This window comes from Pseudoduganella guangdongensis (genome assembly GCF_009857475.1).
GTDB lineage: Bacteria > Pseudomonadota > Gammaproteobacteria > Burkholderiales > Burkholderiaceae_D > Rugamonas > Rugamonas guangdongensis.
This window is the reverse complement of the sequence record NZ_WWCJ01000003.1, coordinates 283210-301067: the sequence shown is the minus strand read 5'-3', so window position 1 is coordinate 301067 and position 17858 is coordinate 283210. Positions and strand designations below refer to the sequence as shown.

The 17858-nt window shown below is 65.6% G+C and carries 19 protein-coding genes; 12 read left to right on the top strand and 7 right to left on the bottom strand.

Going from position 1 to position 17858, the window contains the following annotated elements; all coding sequences use genetic code 11:
* Positions 1-32: 32 nt before the first annotated feature.
* Genes GTP41_RS05705 through GTP41_RS05695 form a run of 3 tightly spaced genes read right to left on the bottom strand, consistent with a single transcriptional unit; the run spans position 33 to position 2969 of the window.
* Complete coding sequence (locus GTP41_RS05705; protein ID WP_161024599.1) at positions 33-1535, bottom strand: dipeptidase; 1503 nt, start codon at positions 1533-1535, stop codon at positions 33-35.
* A 5-nt stretch (positions 1536-1540) separates the two neighbouring features.
* Complete coding sequence (locus tag GTP41_RS05700; protein WP_161024598.1) at positions 1541-2254, bottom strand: substrate-binding periplasmic protein; 714 nt, start codon at positions 2252-2254, stop codon at positions 1541-1543.
* 1 nt (position 2255) lies between these two features.
* On the bottom strand, positions 2256-2969 hold the full coding sequence (locus GTP41_RS05695; RefSeq protein WP_161024597.1) for a substrate-binding periplasmic protein: 714 nt from the start codon (positions 2967-2969) through the stop codon (positions 2256-2258).
* Positions 2970-3200: 231 nt separating this feature from the next.
* Here GTP41_RS05695 and GTP41_RS05690 point away from each other — a divergent pair, with 231 nt between their 5' ends.
* Positions 3201-3338 (top strand): hypothetical protein, encoded by a 138-nt coding sequence (locus GTP41_RS05690; RefSeq protein WP_161024596.1) that lies wholly within the window; start codon positions 3201-3203, stop codon positions 3336-3338.
* A gap of 15 nt (positions 3339-3353) precedes the next feature.
* Positions 3354-4319, top strand: coding sequence for an AraC family transcriptional regulator (locus GTP41_RS05685; protein WP_161024595.1), 966 nt, complete (start codon positions 3354-3356; stop codon positions 4317-4319).
* Between the two features lie 38 nt (positions 4320-4357).
* Here GTP41_RS05685 and GTP41_RS05680 read toward each other — a convergent pair whose 3' ends face one another.
* Positions 4358-5158 (bottom strand): DUF4019 domain-containing protein, encoded by an 801-nt coding sequence (locus tag GTP41_RS05680; protein WP_161024594.1) that lies wholly within the window; start codon positions 5156-5158, stop codon positions 4358-4360.
* 92 nt (positions 5159-5250) lie between these two features.
* Here GTP41_RS05680 and GTP41_RS05675 point away from each other — a divergent pair, with 92 nt between their 5' ends.
* Positions 5251-6000 carry an FCD domain-containing protein gene (locus GTP41_RS05675; protein ID WP_161024593.1) on the top strand — a complete coding sequence of 250 codons (750 nt, stop codon included), beginning with the start codon at positions 5251-5253 and terminating at the stop codon, positions 5998-6000.
* A 6-nt stretch (positions 6001-6006) separates the two neighbouring features.
* Here the strand turns inward: GTP41_RS05675 and GTP41_RS05670 are convergent, their stop codons facing one another.
* Positions 6007-7623 (bottom strand): M28 family peptidase, encoded by a 1617-nt coding sequence (locus GTP41_RS05670; protein ID WP_161024592.1) that lies wholly within the window; start codon positions 7621-7623, stop codon positions 6007-6009.
* A 116-nt stretch (positions 7624-7739) separates the two neighbouring features.
* On the opposite strand from GTP41_RS05670, the gene gluQRS reads away from it, so the two are divergent.
* On the top strand, positions 7740-8657 hold the full coding sequence (gene gluQRS, locus GTP41_RS05665) for a tRNA glutamyl-Q(34) synthetase GluQRS (protein WP_161024591.1): 918 nt from the start codon (positions 7740-7742) through the stop codon (positions 8655-8657).
* 47 nt (positions 8658-8704) lie between these two features.
* Entirely contained in the window at positions 8705-9043 is a 339-nt protein-coding gene (locus GTP41_RS05660) for a hypothetical protein (protein WP_161024590.1), read from the top strand.
* Between the two features lies 1 nt (position 9044).
* Here the strand turns inward: GTP41_RS05660 and GTP41_RS05655 are convergent, their stop codons facing one another.
* Positions 9045-9395, bottom strand: a complete 351-nt coding sequence (locus GTP41_RS05655) for a hypothetical protein (protein ID WP_161024589.1) — start codon at positions 9393-9395, stop codon at positions 9045-9047.
* A gap of 186 nt (positions 9396-9581) precedes the next feature.
* Between GTP41_RS05655 and GTP41_RS05650 the strand changes: the two genes are divergently transcribed.
* Together GTP41_RS05650 and GTP41_RS05645 are read left to right on the top strand one after the other, a co-directional pair.
* Positions 9582-10379, top strand: a complete 798-nt coding sequence (locus tag GTP41_RS05650; RefSeq protein ID WP_202419633.1) for an alpha/beta fold hydrolase — start codon at positions 9582-9584, stop codon at positions 10377-10379.
* A 29-nt stretch (positions 10380-10408) separates the two neighbouring features.
* Entirely contained in the window at positions 10409-10576 is a 168-nt protein-coding gene (locus GTP41_RS05645) for a hypothetical protein (protein WP_161024587.1), read from the top strand.
* Positions 10577-10637: 61 nt separating this feature from the next.
* Here GTP41_RS05645 and GTP41_RS05640 read toward each other — a convergent pair whose 3' ends face one another.
* Positions 10638-11522: a LysR family transcriptional regulator gene (locus GTP41_RS05640; protein WP_161024586.1), complete on the bottom strand. Its 885-nt coding sequence runs from the start codon at positions 11520-11522 to the stop codon at positions 10638-10640.
* Positions 11523-11613: 91 nt separating this feature from the next.
* Between GTP41_RS05640 and mdtH the strand changes: the two genes are divergently transcribed.
* The 5 genes from mdtH (at position 11614) to GTP41_RS05615 (ending at position 17854) form a co-directional block, all read left to right on the top strand.
* Positions 11614-12798 carry a multidrug efflux MFS transporter MdtH gene (mdtH, locus tag GTP41_RS05635; RefSeq protein ID WP_161024585.1) on the top strand — a complete coding sequence of 395 codons (1185 nt, stop codon included), beginning with the start codon at positions 11614-11616 and terminating at the stop codon, positions 12796-12798.
* A 102-nt stretch (positions 12799-12900) separates the two neighbouring features.
* Positions 12901-15639, top strand: a complete 2739-nt coding sequence (locus GTP41_RS05630; protein WP_161024584.1) for a TonB-dependent receptor — start codon at positions 12901-12903, stop codon at positions 15637-15639.
* Positions 15640-15828: 189 nt separating this feature from the next.
* Positions 15829-16968, top strand: coding sequence for a sialidase/neuraminidase family protein (locus GTP41_RS05625; protein WP_161024583.1), 1140 nt, complete (start codon positions 15829-15831; stop codon positions 16966-16968).
* 2 nt (positions 16969-16970) lie between these two features.
* Positions 16971-17468, top strand: a complete 498-nt coding sequence (locus GTP41_RS05620) for a thioredoxin domain-containing protein (protein WP_161024582.1) — start codon at positions 16971-16973, stop codon at positions 17466-17468.
* A 44-nt stretch (positions 17469-17512) separates the two neighbouring features.
* The gene (locus GTP41_RS05615; protein ID WP_161024581.1) at positions 17513-17854 is read left to right on the top strand and encodes a DUF2946 family protein; all 342 of its coding nucleotides are present in this window, start codon (positions 17513-17515) and stop codon (positions 17852-17854) included.
* Positions 17855-17858: the final 4 nt, after the last annotated feature.

Genomic DNA, 17858 nt, shown 5'->3' with positions numbered 1-17858 from the left:
TGGTAATGCAGGTTACTGCCGTGCGGCAATCTTTATTTCGCCAACTCCACCAGCACCGCGGTGTACATTTCCAGGTTGAGCAGTAATTGCTTTTCCGTTATGTGCTCATGCTCGGAGTGGCCGGTGTAGACCTTGCCCGGCATGGTGGGACCGAAGCTGACGGCACGCGGGAACAGGCGCGAATTGGTGCCGCCGCCGACTGAAACCGGCTGTGGGTCCTGGATGCCGGTGTAGTGGGAGAACACCTTCATCAGCGTCGGCAAATGCGGTGCGTTGTCCTGCACCCATGGCTCGCCGATTTGCGCCTGCAAGGTGGCGCGCACCTGGTTTTGCTCCCTCCACGCTTCAAATGCGGTGTTGATTTCCGCCGTCAGGTCGGCTGTTGTTTTTCCGCGCGGGCGGCGCAGGTTAATACCCAACACCAGGCCTTGTTCGTTCGCTTTCAGGGTGGTCGGCGAGACCGTCATTGGTCCCATGAAGTCGTCGCTGTAGGCAATCTTGCCGAACTTGTCACCTGTCAGGCCGGTGCCGATCATGTCGTTGACGAAATCCACCATCAGGCCGGCCTGGCTGCCGCGCCAGCGCTGCACGGCCAGCGCGTCGGCCAGCATGGCAATCGCGTTCACACCGTCTTCCGGTTTGGAGGAATGCGCGGACAAGCCTTTGGCGGTGACGCTCAGGCGCTTGCCTTGCCACGCGTACTGGTAGCTCATGCCCGGCTGCTGCGCGGCGCGGGCGCGGATTGCCTGTTCCAGCGCGCCGTCCGCGTTGTCGATATCGGCACGCGCGTCTTCCGGGATCTGGCTGTCGAAGAAGCCGCCGCTGAAGTGGCTCACCAGCGCCGTGCTGCCCGGCGCCGCGCCCATCTCGGGGATGGTGACGCGCACGGCGCCCCAGCCCTTTTCCGCCGTCACGGCAGGGTATTCGGCGTCGATGGTGATATTGGTTTGCGGCGGCGTGTGGGTTTTCAGGAATGCTTGCAGCGGCGCCCAGTCCGATTCCTCCGCCATATAGATGTAAAGCTCGATGCGCTTTTTCAGCGGCACATTGCGGTCCTTGATCGCCTTCATCGCGTACATGGCGGTGGCGATCGGGCCTTTGTCATCCTCGGTGCCGCGTCCCAGCAGCAGGCCCGGTTCGCTGGTGCGATCGAGCTTGAACGGGGACTGCTTCCATTTGCTTGGGTCCACCGGCTGCACGTCGCCGTGCGTGATCACGCCGACCCGCTCCTTGCCCTGCCCCAGGCCCACGATCATGATGTAGCCATGGTCGGCGTAATCCAGGCCCAGGCGCGCGGCTTCCTGCTTGATGAAACGTTTGAAGCCGATGTGCTGCGGGTTCTTTTCAAACGGCACCTTGGGGTCGGCCACAGTGTTGAAGCTGACCATGGCGGCCAGGCTGTCGATCACTTTCGCACTATAGGCCTGGCGCGCGTGGCGCGCCGTGGCGGCGGCGGTGTCGCTGACAGTTGCTGCGGCGTGGGCGGTGGCGTTGGCGTTGGCCAGCATGGCGGCCAGTACTAGTTTCTTGAGCATTGTGCTTACTGATAGTTGGACAGGATTTTGTTGATGGCGCCTTCACGCAGCAGTTGCGAGATGGCGGCGTCGATTTCTTGCAAGGGGATCTTGCTGCGCGCGGACACTGCGCAGCGGGTCAGCTGGTGCATCACCACCAGCGGCGGGTGGGCATTGAGATTCATGCCGAGCCGCCGCTGGTAATCATGGATCGCTTTATCGACCACGATGTGCTGCACCCGGCCAAGCTTGAATTTTTGCAGGTTGGCGACCGAGGATGTCACGTCGGAGCGCACAAATTCCGCGCCCAGCGCCTGGTCAAGCTCCGGGTAGGCAAATCCCAGCACGGTGCCGATTGGCTGGCCACGCACATCGGCCAGGGAGGCCGGCCGTGGAGCGCTGAGTGACGTGAGCAGCAAATCCGATTGCGGGAAGAAGGGCTGCGTCCAGGCGTGCTTGCCTTCCAGCCAATCGGGCTGGTAGGTGCACAGGATGTCGGCGCGCCCCGATGCCAGCGCGCTATCGAGCCGCTTGCGCGGCAGCACCTGCACCACCAGTTTGCGGTGCAGTTTCTGCGCCAGCGCCCTGCCCAGGTCCATGTGCACGCCGCCATGCAGTTTGCCGTCGCGGATATCGGCCATGGGCATATCCACGCTGCTGGCAACCAGTACGACCACAGGCTCCGCAGGGACTGCTGCGGTGGCCAGGAAGCTCAGTAGCAGTGTGCAGAGGACTTTCATTTTACTGGTAGTCGGACAGGATCTTGCTAATTGTGCCCTCGGCGACCAGTTGCGAGATGGCGTGGTCCACGTCGGCCAGCGCAACGCTGCTCTTTGACGACAAGGCGCAACGCGTCAGGTATTGCTTGATCAGCAGCGGCTTGTGCGCATTCAGCTTCTCGCCTTTGCGCAGCTGGTAGTCGTAGAAGGCTTTGATGGTGGCGACGTAGTGGATGCGGCCGACGGCGAGCTTGCGCAGGTTGATGGCATTGGTGGTCACGTCGATACGCTGGAAGCGGCGGCCCAGCGCAGCTTCAAACTCAGGGTAGGTGTAGCCAAGCACGGTGCCGACCGGTTTGCCGGCGAGGTCCGACAGCGATTGCGGCCTGGCTGCGGCCAGCGCGGATACCAGCAATTCCGTTTGCGGGAAAAATGGTTGCGTCCACTGGAAATGCCCGGGCAGCCATTCCGGCAGGTACAGGCATAGCAGGTCGCCCCGTCCCGTTTCCAGTGCTTGGGCAATGCGTTTGCGCGGCAGGACCTGCACCACCAGCTGGCGATTGAGCTTGCGCGCCAAGGCTTGCGCCAGGTCGCGGTGGATGCCGCCGCGCAGCTGGGCATCGTCGATGTCGGCCAGCGGCATCTCCGTGCTGGTGTCGACCAGCACCACCAACTGGCTGGCTTGCGCCGGTCCCATGGTCAACAATGCCAGCAACAGTTGGTAAATAACTTTCATGCCGGAATATTAACTCACCGGCTGTGTTTTTGGCATGCGGGGCGCGCTGCGCCGCATGTGCCCAGCGCCTGAGTTCACCCTGCATTGGCAGGCTGCCTTGGTTACGCGACACCGGCGGAGGAAGAGCGCTGTTACGCAGCTGTTGCAGCCTATTGCGCGCTTTAGCATAAGTTTTCCGGCGCAAGGTAGAGGTGTGCATCTAATCTTTTTACCTCCCCTGCGGCGTGAAACATGCGTAAACTGGGTAATAAAAGAGCAAGGACGAACGTTCGTCCGCATAATCAGGAGACGACAACGATGCATAAAATCGCGGTCACGATCGCGGTCCTGGCCATCGGCACGCGCCGCCACAACGTGCTGGCGCCCTGACCGCACGCCTGGGCCATGAGCTACTCTTCGGCTCTTCACCTGGTACGCGGCGTGAAGTCGCGCTTATCGCATTCCGGCGTACAGGCGGAGGAACTGTTTGCGCAGGCCGGCCTGGATGAAGGCGACGGCCTGGCCTGCGACGCGCTGACCTTGTCGGACAAGTTAAGCCATTTGTGGGAGCTGCTGGCCGAGCATTCGGGCGACCCGCTGATCGGCCTCAAGGTCTCCACCCCGCACCGGCTTGGCTGGCTGGGCGTGATGGGGCACATCATGCTGCTGTCGCCCACCGTGCAAAGCACCATTGAGCGCTGCCACGGCCATACGCGGGTCGGCATCCTGCTGCCTGGCTTGCACCGCAGCGTGCCGCGCCAGCGCTACGACTTTGTGTGGTGCGTGTTGCTGCGCACGTTGCGCTGCGCCTCAGGGCGCGACGATGCGGTGCCGGTGGCGGTGGAGTATGCCTTTCCCGAACCGGCCAATGCGGACTTCTTCCACAGCACCTTCGGCTGTCCGGTGCATTTCAACCGGCCGCACAATGTGATGGAGTTTTCCGACGCCGACATGGTGGCGGCACTGCCCAATGGCGGCATGCCGCAGGCCGGGCCGACGGGCGGCGCGCCGGTGCTGGCGCAGCTGGCGGAGGCGCATCCGCCGGCCTTTACTGCGCGCGTACAGGAGATCCTGGCGTCCCTGCTGCCCAAAGGGCCGCCGCATCGCGAGCACGTGGCGGCTTTGATGGCGATGAGCGAGCGCACCTTGCAGCGGCGCCTGGCGGAAGAAGGCACCAGCTTCTCCGCCCTGGTGGACGAGACGCGCCGGGCGTTGGCGCGGCAGTCGCTCGAGGCGGGCGAGCTGTCTTTGAAGATGCTCAGCTTCCAGCTGGGCTTTTCTGAACCAAGCGCCTTCTACCGGGCCTGCAAGCGCTGGTTCGGCACCACCCCGTCCGAGCTTGCCAATCATGGGGGAAAAGGGCTGGTGTAGGGCCCGCGCCTGGGCCAGGCGCGCGCCGAACGGCAAACTCACTCCACGCAGCGATAGACGCCGCGCATCTTGCTGCGCTGCTCGGGCGTCAACTGCGCATCGGTCGCCTTGTAGATATAGTTCTCCTCCTCCCGCACCAGGAGGAAACTGCCGTCCGCCTGTTCGCTCCACACCAGATAGCCGCAATAGGTATCCGCATTGGCGAAACGGCCCGTGAAATCCACTGCCGCATAAGTCGCCGGCGCACCGCTTTGGGAACTGCGGTAAATGGTCACTTTTTTCAGCTCGCGCTGCTGCACCGGCCCCGCCTTCGCCGCCGCACCAGCCGCGCGGCTGCGCCACGCCTCAAAGCTGGCATCCTGGCGCGCCGCTGGCCCCAGGCGCAGCCACGCCTCGCGGTAGCGCTGCGCATCCTTATCGGCGAAATAGGCCTTGCTCAACTCCTCCACCCGCGCCTTTTGCGAAGCACTGGGCTTCCACGGCGTCGCGGCGGAAGGCTTGGGCGCAGTGAGCGCCTCCTGCAGGGCCGCGTTCACGCGCCGGAACTCATCGGCCAGCGCATCGCACGCCTCGCGGGCGCCCTGGCATAGGGTATTCATCTTGATGAGCGGCTGGCCATCCGCATTGACCACGGTGCGCCGCACCACAGCCGGATAAGCCGGATGCCACTCCGGCGCGAAGGACCACAGGGTGCCATTGGCTTTGTCGTCGGCGATCGTCCAGCCCTCCTGCACCGTGACGGCGACACCCGGGCGCGCTTTCAATGCGTCCAGCGCCGCCGCGACGGACGGGTAGCCAATGCTGTTGGCGCTGGCGGCAACGGCAAGCGACAGGAACATAATTTTCACCATGCGTTGCAATATAGACCACGGCGCGCGCGCAGGTCAATTATGGTAGCATCGCGCGGTCTTACCACTATCCCAATGCCAAGATGCCCTCCGCACCGCGCCTGTCCGATGTCGTCGCCACCGAGCTTGAAACCCGCATCCTCGAAGGATCGCTGAAACCTGGCGACCGCCTGCCGGCGGAACGCGAACTGGCGATAGAACTGGGCGTCTCGCGCCCCTCGCTGCGCGGCGCGCTGCAGTCGCTGGTGGCGAAAGGCTTGCTGGTCACGCGCCATGGCGGCGGCACCTTCGTCACCGACTCGATGCAGGCCGCCTTCACCGACCCGTGGCAGCAGATGCTGAAAGACCATCCCGACATCCACGGCGACATGCTGGAGTTCCGCCACATGCTGGAAGGCCAGGCTGCGCAACTCGCGGCCGAACGCGCCACGGACGAAGACTTCGAACGCATCCGCAGCTGCTACGAGGCGCTGGAGCAGGCGTTTCAAGGGCAGGACATGGAAAAGTGCATCGAAACCGACGTCGCCTTCCACCAGGCGATTGCCGAAGCGTCGCACAATGTGCTGATCGGGCACCTGAGTTCCAGCCTGCACAAGGTGATGCAGGGGCATGTGGAGAGCAACCTGGCCTACCTGAACGAACGCCCGGACCTGTGGGCGCAGTTGCGCGAACAGCACCGCACCATCTGGGAAGCGGTGCGCGAACGGCGCATGGAAGTGGCGGTGCGCGCCGCGCACCAGCACCTGGATTTCGTGCAGCTGACCATGCGCGAAACCATGAAGAATGAAGAACGCCGCAGCGCGGCAACGCGGCGGCTGGGCGCCGCCGCGTAAGCTGCTTTACTTGGCGCGCGCCTTGCCGAAGGCCTCGCCTGCCTTCCACTCCGGCATCTTCGGCGCATCCGCCACCGCGCGGCCCAGGTTCAGGGTGAACTGCGCCATTTGCGTCATGCCCGCCATGCTCCAGGCCGGATCGTATTCATCGCTGACCTGGTGGTAGCTCTTGCGGTAAGCCGCGCGCATCTGCTCCGCCTTCTGCTTGTCGCCCAGGTAGTCGCTGCCCGAAGTGATCGAGAACGCCGGCACGCCCGCCTTGGCAAAGCTGAAGTGGTCGGAGCGGAAGTAGCCGCCCGCCAGGTCCGGCTTCTCCTTGGCGATCACCATCTTCATGCCCTTGGCGGTGGCTTCCGCCATCTTGCCCAGGTCGGTGCGCTCGCTGCCGGCGGTACCGATATCGCGCGTGGTGCCGATCCAGTTCAGCGAATCGAGGTTCAGGTTGGCCGCGGTTTTCGCCAGCGGCCACAGTGGCGCCTCGGCGTAGGCCGCGCTGCCCAGCAGGCCCTGCTCTTCCGCCGCCACCCACAGGAACATCTGGCTGCGCTTGGCGGGCGCCTTCACCGCTTCCTGCGCCATGGCCAGCAAGGCGGCGGTGCCGGAAGCGTTGTCGACGGCGCCGTTGTAGATGGTGTCGCCGCTGCTGCCCTGCTTGCCCAGGTGGTCCCAGTGCGCGGTATAGATCACCACTTCGTCCTTCAGTTTCGGATCGGTGCCCGGCACCACGCCGGCCACGTTGAACTGGTCCACCAGGCGCACTTCCGCCTTCATGTCGCCCACGACCTTCGCTTTCAGCGCCACCGGCTGGAAGTCCTTGCGTTCAGCGGCGGCGCGCAGCTGGTCCAGGTCCAGGCCGGACGCCTTGAACAGGGCCACGGCCGCGTCGTTGGTCAGCCAGCCTTGCAGCTCGGTGCCCGGCGTGCCTTGCGCCAGCTGGAAGCGTTCCACGCCGTCCCAGCTATTTTTTACCACGCTGTAGCCGTAGGAGGCGGAAGCATCGGTGTGAATCAGCAGCGCGCCAATGGCGCCCTTGCGCTTGGCTTCCTCGAACTTATAGGTCCAGCGGCCGTAGTAAGTCAGGGCCTTGCCGCCGAAACGGTTCGGTGCTTCCGCCGTCGGCATCGGGTCGTTCACCATCATCACGATGACCTTGCCCTTCACGTCCTGGCCCTTGTAATCGTCCCAGCCCTCTTCCGACGCGGTGATGCCGTAGCCCACGAACACCAGGTCCGCGTTGAAGCTATGGGCCGCCTTGGCGTCGCCCGGCGCATATACCCAGTCCTTGCCGAAGCTGGCCGGCAGCGCCGCGCCGTTCGCTTCCAGGCGCAGGTTCGAGGCCGCCGCGTCGGTCTTGACGCCCGCGATCTTCACCAGCTGGCGGTAGCTGCTGCCGTTGCCCGGCTTCAGGCCCACGGCCATGGCCTGGTTTTCCAGGTAGGAGACGGTCAGGTCGCCGCCGCGCTGGCCGGTGCCGCGCCCTTCCAGCAGGTCGCTGGAAAGGAAGGCCAGGTGCGCGCGCAAAGGCGCTTCCTGCACGACCGGCTGCACGGCCTTGTTGGCGGCAACGGCAGGCAGCGCCAGCGCAATGCTGGCGGCCAGGGTGAAGTTTGTGAGAGTTTTCATGTCTTTGGCTTTTGTTTGTCCATAGGGTCGGCTGATGGCCGCGCGGGGCATTCTATCGGATTTGCGGCAGGCGCCAAGCTGCAGCGCAGCATGCGGGATGATATGCTACGCGCCGTATGAAGAATTCGCCTTACATCGGCCGCTTTGCGCCCTCCCCGACTGGCCCGCTGCACCTGGGTTCCCTGGTGGCGGCCATGGCCAGCTACCTCGACGCCAGGTTGCATGGCGGCCAATGGCTGGTGCGGGTGGAGGACGTGGACAAGGACCGCAACGTGGCCGGTGCGGACCAGCACATCCTGGCCTCGCTGCAGCGCTGCGGCATGCAATGGGACGGCGACGTCACCTGGCAAACGCAACGCGAGGACTTGTACCAGGCGGCCCTGCGCCAGCTGGGCGACAACATCTATCCCTGCGCCTGCTCACGGCGCGAGATCGCCGACTCGCAGCTGCGCCTGGGCCAGGCCGGCCTGCCCAACCTGGTCTACCCCGGCACCTGCCGCGATGGCCTGGCGCCGGGCCGCACGCCACGCGCGCTGCGCCTGCGCACGCCGCAAGAGCCGCATTGCATCATCCATTTCCACGACCGTTTCGCCGGCGAGGTAAGCCAGGACATTAGCGCCGAAGTGGGCGATTTCGTGGTGCGCCGCGCCGACGGCTTCTGGGCCTACCAGCTGGCGGTGGTGGTGGACGACGGCGCGCAGGGCATCACCGATATCGTGCGTGGCGCCGACCTGCTGGACTCCACGCCGCGCCAGCTGTTCTTGCAGCAGCTGCTTGGCTTGCCGCAGCCGCGCTACCTGCACGTGCCGGTGGTGCTGAATGCCGACGGCGAGAAACTATCGAAACAAACCGGCGCGCAAGCTTTCGATAACGGGGCGCCGGCCGCCAGCCTGCTCGGCAGCGCCCTGCTGCCGGCCGCCCGCTTCCTCGGCCTGCAGGTGCAAGCCGACAGCATCGAGCGCTTCTGGCGCGCCGCCATTCCCGCCTGGGAAGCGCTGCTGCGCGCCCATGGTGAAACGCCGCACAGACCGTAAGCCGCCCGCCGCGCACACTGGCCGCACCGACTTGAAGGAGGTGCGCCATGCCGCCATTCCCGCTTTCCCGCGCCATCGGCACAGTTGGCACCATCTGCGCCCTGTGCGCCGCCATCCCGTCCGCCCAGGCGGAACAGCCCCTGCACCGCTGCTTCGACGCGCAAGGTGTGCTCATGTTGAGCGACCGTCCCTGCGAAACCACGATGGGGGCGGTACGGCGCAGCGTGCCCGAAAAAGAATACTTCGTGCTGCCGCCATCCGAACAAGGACGCGGCCATTGGATCCGCAAGGCGCCGATGCGCGAGGCGCCGAAAATTGATGTGGAAACCCTGCGCCTGGCGCGCCAGGCACTCGAGCTGCGCGACAAAATTGCCAGCGCGCGCTAGCCTAGCCCTCGTCATCCCCCTGCGGCAGCAAGAGCATGCAGCCGGCTGCCGCGCCATGCACGATGGGCAGCAAGAGCAAGGTCAGCTGGGTTGGCGCTTGCGCATCGCTCGCCGCAAAATAAGTGAGCGCCACCGCCATCACGATCGGCGCCAGCGGCAGCACGGCGGCGGACAAAGTCGCCGGGTTCAGGCGGCGCACCGCCAGCAGATTCAACAGCAACGCCACCAGGTAGAAGGTGCGGCACACCCATTCGGCGCGCGACGAAGCGAAGTGCAAGCCCGCAAGCATCCCCTGCATCAGCAAGCCGAGCAGCAACGTCAGCAACAGCGCGGGTAAAGCAGAGCGTTCCATGATCACTTTGAGCCTCCCATTGACACTGGAAATAGCGAAGCAATTTCTGCGCCACATCTATTAGTCAAGGGAAACGCCGTAAACCGACAGATTTCTGTAAGGAATTTCGACATCGAACGGTTGAACCTTGGCGGCACGGTATAATAGCCGGCTTGTCTTTTGGATATCGGTTTGTCAGAGATGAAGATGCACCCTACGCAAGACCCGCGCCCCGCCGTTGTTCTGTTGCACAGCTCGCTCAGCTCACGCAGCCAATGGGCTGCCCTGATGGCCGAACAAGAGTCCAATTACCGCTTCATCGCGATTGATCTGTTGGGCTATGGCAAGTCCGCCTTCCCGACGGAAGCCGCCGCCGCCGGCTACACCCTGGCCCATGAAGCCGACGCGGTGGCCGCCGCCCTCGCCTCGCACCTCGACGCCGGCGAACCCTTCCACCTGGTCGGCCACTCCTACGGCGGCGCCACCGCCCTGCGCCTGGCGCGCCAGATGCGCGAGCGCGTGCTGTCGCTGGCCGTGTTCGAGCCGGTCGCCTTCCACCTGCTGTCGGCGCAAGACGCCGGCCGCCAGGAAATCGAAGCCGTGGTCGCGCGCATCGGCGCCGCCGCCTCGGCGGAAGACGCCACCCGCACCTTCATCGATTACTGGAACCGCGACGGCGCCTTCGACAGCCTGCCGGACGTGCAGCGCGCCCGTTTCACCGCCGGCATTGCCAAGGTCAAGCTGGACTTCGTCGCCCTGCTGGGCGAACCGGCCACCACTGCCGACATGGCGCAACTGGACGTGCCAGCCCTGGTGCTGGCCGGCGCCAAAGGCCCCGCCTCCACGCGCCGCGTGGCCGAGACCCTGGCCGCCGCCCTGCCGCAAGCGCAATTCGCCCTGACTGCGGGCGGCCACATGGCGCCGATCACGCACGCCGCCACCGTCAATGAAGTGCTGATGGGCTTCCTAGAAACCAGTTGCTCCCCCGATAGTATTGTTCGATAATAATCGGATAATTTTTCGGGGGCGGCATCATGAGCGATACACGCTACAACCAGCAACTGGCAATCCAGGTCGACAAGGGCATTGAACTGCTGGCGCAAATGGGCGCCGCCAACGCCTGGATTTACATGCAAAGCAAACAGGTCCCGCGCAGCGTCATCCTGCGCGTGCTGGCCTACCCTGACCAGCGCCGCCAATAAGATTCGGGGTCAGGTCTGACAATCGGACAAAAGCTGCCCTTGGGCAGCTTTTGTCCGATTGTCAGACCTGACCCCGAATCTTGCGCACCGCCTGAATGACCCGCTGCTTGGCCGCATCCGGCCGCTTGCCGCTGCGCCAGGCCACCATCGCTTCCCATTCCCAATGCGGCAAGTCCGCGATCGTCAGCTTGACCAGGTTGCCCAAAGCGAGCTGGCGCGCGGCCGCCATTTCCGGCATGAAGGTCAAAAACCCGTGCTCCAGCGCCAGCTCGATGGCGGCGCTGGCGGGCTGGATGGCGTGGATCGCGCTGTCGCTGCGGCGGTGCGGGCGCAGCATTCGTATCAACTCGTCGCACCCTTCGCCCCAGAACTGCGGCGCCAGGCGCGCATTGGCCACGTCGGCCAGTTTCAGCTGTTTGCGCCGCGTCAGCGGGTGACCGCGCCGCACCACGGCGACAATCGGCGATACCTGCAGCCGCTCCAGCTGGATGCCGGCGATGGCGGGGCACTTCAACACGAAACCCAGTTGCGCGCTGCCAGTCAGCAGCCGGTCCATGATCACGGGCGAGTGGTCGGTGGTGCAGCGCACTTCCAGCGGGGCATCGGCCAGTTCCAGCAGCAAGGGCCCGAACACCAGCGACGTCAGCGAGGGCACGCAGGCCAGCGTGACCTGCGGCAGCGCGGGCGCGCCCTGCACCGCCAGTTTGCCCGCCGCGATCGCGCCCAGCGCCTGCTGCGCCGACGGCAGGAAGGTCAGGCAGGCCGGCGTCGGCGTGGCGCCGCGCCGGTGGCGCGCGAACAGCTGCACGCCGAGTTGATCTTCCAGCGCCGCCACCCGCTGGCTGACCTGCGGCTGCGACCAGCGGCGGTGCGCCGCGGCCAGGCTGAAACTGCCCGATTCCACGATTTCCACCAGCAAGGAAAGGTCGTCGATGCTCATAGCCATAACAAAATCCAATACGAAATATCATGAGATAGCGGCTTCTATTATGTCTTAACCCTGCCTAAACTGTCAGCACTACTCAAGAGGGGGCGGCATGGCGGCAGCACGGGCAAGGCGGTTGGGCAAGCGGTTCCTGATGTTCGACCACATGCTGGTGGTGGCCGGCTTCTACCTGGTGTTCCCCATCATCGGCCTGCATTTCGTCGGCGAACTCGGTTGGGCCGCCGCCGCCGTCGGCCTGGCGCTGGGCGTGCGCCAGGTGTCGCAGCAAGGCCTGGGCCTGTTCGGCGGCTCGCTCTCGGACCGCTTCGGCGCCAAGCCGATGATCATTGCCGGCATGCTGCTGCGCGCGCTCGGTTTCGCGCTGATGGCCTTCGCCGCCAACCCCGCATGGCTGCTCTTGTCCTGCGTGCTGTCCGGCCTGGGCGGCGCCCTGTTCGATCCCGCGCGCGCGGCACTGGTGGTCAAGCTCACGCGCCCGGCCGAACGCCCGCGCTTCTTCTCGCTGCTGATGATGCAGGAAAGCGTGGCCGCCGTATCGGGCGCCCTGCTCGGCACCATGCTGCTGGGACTGGACTTCCGCTGGGTGGCGCTGGGCGGCTGCCTGGTGTTCGTGCTGGCCGCGCTGGCCAACCATCTGCTGCTGCCCGCCTACCGCGCCGCCACGCCGGGCACCTCGGCCCTGACCGCCATGCGCACGCCGCTGCGCGACCGCCCTTACCTGCTGCTGGTGCTGACCTTGAGCGGCTACTACATCCTGACGGTGCAGCTGATGCTGCTGGTGCCGGTCACGCTGACCGAGCTGGCAGGCACGCCGCGCGCCGTGGCCTGGATGTACGCGATGGATGCGCTGCTGGCCCTTGTCCTGCTCTACCCGCTGGCGCGCCTGGGCGAGCGCTACCTGTCGCTCGAGGCGCGCCTGCTGATCGGCATCGGCATCATGTGCTGCGGCGTGCTGGCCATGGCCGTCACGCGCGGCCTGGCGCCGATGTTCGCCTGCGTCGCCGTGTTCTATACCGGTTCGCTGGTGGCCGAACCGGCGCGCGAATCGCTGGTGTCGCGCTACGCCCAGCCTTCGGCGCGCGCCAGCTATATGGGCCTGAGCCGCTTCGGCCTGGCGCTGGGCGGCTTGTTCGGCTACACGGCGGGCGGCTGGCTGCTGGACTGGAGCCGCGCCGTGCGCACGCCGGCCCTGCCCTGGCTGGTGCTGGCCGCCATCGGCCTGGTCACCTTGTGCGCGCTGGCTTTCCGCGCCGCGCCCGTGCGGCAGCCGACATAGATATCTGATAACTCAATACATCGCCGCGTTTTCTTCATACCTCGGGAAAGGCTTTGAAGACTAATCTCCCTGCTCACCAAACCACAAAAAAGGGGAGACACAATGCGGCATCTATTCAGCAGCAGCGTAGCGCTTGGCCTGGGCATGCTGGTCCACGCGGCCCACGCGCAAGACGATATCCAGCGCGTTCACATCACCGGTTCCAGCATCAAGCGCATAGCAGCGGAAGGCGCGCTGCCCGTGCAAACCCTGACGCGGGCGCAGATCGACCAGAGCGGCGTGACCTCGGTGGCCGACCTGGTGGCGATGCTGCCCGCCATGCAGGGCTTCACCACCGCATCATCCTCCGTCAACGGCGGCGGCAGCGGCGTGCAGACCGCATCGCTGCACGGCATCGGCGAAGGCTATACGCTGGTGCTGCTGAATGGCCGCCGCATGGCGCCCGCCACCTCGGGCAGCACCGTCAACCTGGCCGGCATCCCGCTATCCGCCGTGGAGCGGGTGGAAATCCTGGCCGACGGCGCCAGCACCCTGTACGGCTCGGACGCCATAGCCGGCGTGGTCAACTTCATCCTCAAGAAAGACCAGCAGGCGCTGGTGATCGAGGCGGGCTTGAACCGGCCGCAGGACAGCGGCGGACGCTCGCACAACATCAGCATCACCAAAGGCTGGGGCGATTTCGATAAAGACGGCTACAACCTGATGCTGTCCGCCGCGCGCGACGAGCAGCGCGCCCTGCACGTGAGCCAGCGCGAGTTCAGCCAAAGCGGCGTTATCCCCTTCACCCAGGACGGCAAGCGCTATGCCCTGTACCGCCTGAGCACCAACGCCCAGCCGGGCCGCGCCACCGTGCGCTACCTGGATGCGGCGGGCCAGCCGAACTCCGTGGTCTTCACACCCGACTACCTGGCCACCGGCAAGTGCAATGGCATGCGCCTGTACCTGGTCGAGCAAGCCTGCCAGTTCGACTTCACCAGCCTGGTGCAGGCGCTGCCCGAGCACAAGCGCGATAGCCTGTTCGGCTCCGCCAACGTCAAGCTGGGCGAACGCACGACACTGTTCGCGGAGCTGGTCGGCGCGCGCTTCGACAGCATCGCCCAGTACGCGCCGCTGGCGAACGGCTACAGCGTACCGGTGGGCAGCATCATGTACAACAAGTCGGTAGCGCCCTACCTGGAGCGCCTTGGCATCAGCCCGGGCCAGGTCAGTGGCGCCTCCATGAACGTGCGCCTGCTCGACGCCGGCGGCCGCACCAACGACTTCCGCACCGACGTGCGCCACCTCACGCTGGGACTGGATGGCAGCCTGGCCAAGTGGGACTACACGGTCAGCTACACCCACTCGCAAAACAAGGCCAGCGACAGCGCGGTCGGCGGCTACGTCGACAACGCCAAGTTCCAGGCACTGTTGGACAGCGGCGCCTACGATCCCTTCGCCCCGGCAGGCAAAGGCGAGGCGATCCTGGCGCCCATCGTCCTGCACAAGCAAGTCAGCGCCACCGACTCGCGGCTTGATGTATTCAACGCGCGCGGTTCGACCTCGCTATTCGCCCTGCCCGGCGGCAGCGCGCAGCTGGGCGTTGGCGCCGACGCCAGCCGCCAGTCCTACCAGTACGATCCGGACCTGAGCTTCTCCCCCGGCTCCAAGCCGGTGGACGCGCACCGCCGCAACTGGGGCAGCTATGCCGAACTGCTGCTGCCGCTGGCCAAACAGCTCGACCTGACCGCCGCCGCGCGCTACGACAGCTATAGCGCCGTCTCCAATGCCTACAGCGACAGCGGCAGCCAGGGCAACGCCGCCAGCAAAGCCACCTACAAGCTCGCGCTGCGCTACCGGCCGCTGGAATCGCTGCTGCTGCGCGCCTCCTACGGCACCGGTTTCAAGGTGGCCGACCTGACCAGCATCGTCAACCCGTTGCAAGACGGCGGCGCCTCCGGCTTCCACACCTGCCCCATCACCAACCGCAGCGACCCGCGCTTTGCGCTGTGCTTCCCCGGCTCCACCGAATACACCCTGCTCACCGGCGGCAACCCATTCAAAGGCGAGGCTGGCCTGAAGCCGGAGCAATCGAAGCAATCCTCCATCGGCCTGCGCTTCGAACCGGTCAGCCAGCTCTCGCTTGGCCTGGACTGGTGGGACGTGCGCCTGACCAACCAGATCCAGACCCTGTCGGAAGACGTGGTGTTCGATAACCCGGCCCAATACGACGCCCTGTTCCGCACCTACTACAACCCGATCCAGAAGCTGAACGTGCTGGCCGCCGCGCTCACCCCGTTCAACCTGGCCAGCTCGCGCTTCCAGGGTGTCGACTGGGACCACACGCTCAAGCTGCCGACCGCCGTCGGCAAACTGGGCGTGCACTGGAGCGGCACCTATATGCTCAAGTCCGAACAGGAAGCGCCGGACGCCGGCATCGAAGAAAACATTGGCCGCTTCAACTCCTACGCCAACGTCACCTTCCGCGTCATCTCGCGCCTGGCCGCCACCCTGGCCACCAGCGAACGCTGGGCCCACACCGCCGCCCTGCAATACCGCTCCGGCTACACCGACCAGGTGTACAGCGCCGGTGCCGCCACCGTGGTGGAGTTGAAGGACGACGGCAGCGCCGGCTCCTTCGTCGCCATGCGGCGCCGGGTATCCTCGTACACCACACTGGATTTGCAGAGCAAGCTCAACTGGAACGCCACCGCGTCGCTCACGTTCGGCATCCGCAACCTGCTGGACCGCGCGCCGCCATTCACCATCCGCACCGCCGGCGGCGGCAACCAATCCGGCTACGACGGCCGCTATGCTGACGCGCTGGGCCGCCAGTTCTACCTGCGCGGCAGCTACCGTTTCTAAGCAGCGCCCTGAAGAAATCGCCCTTGCCCGTTCCAAAAAAAAGCCCGCTTCGCAGCGGGCACAAAACACTTTGGTTGGGTCATTCCATTGTAGTGCGCGAAAGGGCGTTGGATTCTCTCCAAGTGTCACCCTCCGCGAAGTTGATCTGAGTCATGGAACCGGGCGCCACTGCTGGGTGATCATCGCAGCATGAAAGCCTACCTGCTCCCCATCCTTGCCGCCGCGACATTTGCGGCTCCTGCCGCCCCGGCTGCGGCGCCGCGTCCCTTGCTGGGCAGCTCGGGCGCCTTCGACGCGCAGGGCCGGCTTTGGGTGACGCATGTCGCAAACGGCAATATCCTCCTGCAAGCCAGTGAAGACCAGGGCCGCAGCTGGAGCGCGCCGCGCGCCGTGCTGCCGCAACCGGAAGCGGTGGAGGCGAGCGGGGAAGCGCGGCCGAAAATCGCTTTCGGGCCGCAAGGCCAGTTCTACCTCAGCTACACGCAAGCACTCGCTAAACCGCACACTGGCAACATCCGTTTCGTGCGTTCAACTGACGGTGGCAACACCTTTTCCGCCCCGTTCACCGTGCAGCGCGACCGCGCGCAGATCGGCCACCGCTTCGACGATATCGTGGTGGATGCGCAAGGCCGCATCTTCCTCACCTGGCTCGACAAGCGCGACAAGGAAGCGGCGCAGGCCGCGCAGCGCCCCTATCGCGGCATCGCCATCTACTACGCCGTCTCCAGCGACCAGGGGGCCAGCTTTGGCGAGGACATCAAACTGGCCGACCACACCTGCGAATGCTGCCGCATCGCCACCGCCATCGACGAGCAAGGCCGCGTGCACGCCATGTGGCGCCATGTATTCGAACCGAACATCCGCGACCACGCCACCGCCATCCTGCCCGCCAGCGGCCGCCCGGCGCCGGCCCAACGCGCAACCCATGACGGCTGGAAGATCGACGCCTGTCCGCACCGCGGCCCAGCGCTGGCTTTCGACAGCAGCGGCCAGCGCCACCAGGTCTGGTTCACCGGCGCCAATGACGAAGGCGGCTTGTTCTACTCGGGGAATGGAAAGCTGATGCGCCTGGGCGGACCGCAAGCCGAATACGGCGAGGTCGTTGCCATCGGCAAGCGCGTCTTCGTGGCCTGGAAGGAGTTCGACGGCACGGCTACCGGCATCACCGCCAAGGTATCGCAGGATGGCGGCGCCACCTGGAGCGAGCGCACGCTGGCCACCACGCAAGGCAACTCCGACCACCCGCACCTGCTGCGCCATGACGGCGCCGCCTGGCTGCTCTGGCACACCGCCGATGAAGGCTTTGTCGTGCGCAAAATCGAGGAATAAGCATGGACCTGCTGCGCACCTTCTCCATCGTGGCCCTGGCCGCCGCCGCACTGGCTGCGACCAGCATGGCCCGCGCCGGGGGATTGAAACCGTTTGAGCCGCAAAGCCCCGAGCAGATCGCCGCCAGCCACAAAGGCAAACCCTTCGTGGTGCTGGTATGGTCGATGGATTGCGAGTTCTGCCAGCACAGCCTGGACGTGCTGGCCAAGGCGCGCGCCGCCCAGCCCGGCCTGGGCTTTGACATCGTCACCATCACCACCGACCCGCTGGCCGATGCAGCCCTGGCCGGCATGGTGAAAAAGCGCCTCTCGTCCATCGACATGATGGGTGATGCCTGGAGCTTTGGCGCCCTGCCGCCGGAGCGCCTGCGCTACGCGATCGACCCGCGCTGGCGCGGCGAAAAACCGCGCAGCTACTGGTACGACGCGCAGGGCCAGCGCGTGGCCTATTCCGGCGTGATCACCAACGCCGTCATCGACAAGATGCGCGCAAATCCTTGACCTCGTTCATGGATTGATGCTCCCGGCATCGCTACGATAGCCACATGGTCTCGCAACGCTTCACTCGCCGCTTCATTACCTTGCTGTTGCTGCTCTACGTAGCACTGCAAGGCTATGCCGCGGCAGCGCAAGCAGCCATGCCGCAGATGAACCACGCGGCCTGCAGCGAGCACGACCACCACGACGCGCAGGACGAACATGGGATGGCGGACTGCCTGGCCCAGTGCCAGCTTTGCAGCGGTCCGGCCCTGGCGCCGGGCTTCAGCAAGCCTTCCGCTCCCGCACCGCATGACCTCACAGGTCCTCGGACCGCCATCATCGCGGCGAACCACGATGGCGAATCCCATCTGCCGCAACAGGCGCGCGCGCCTCCTCCAGCTGTGTGACACC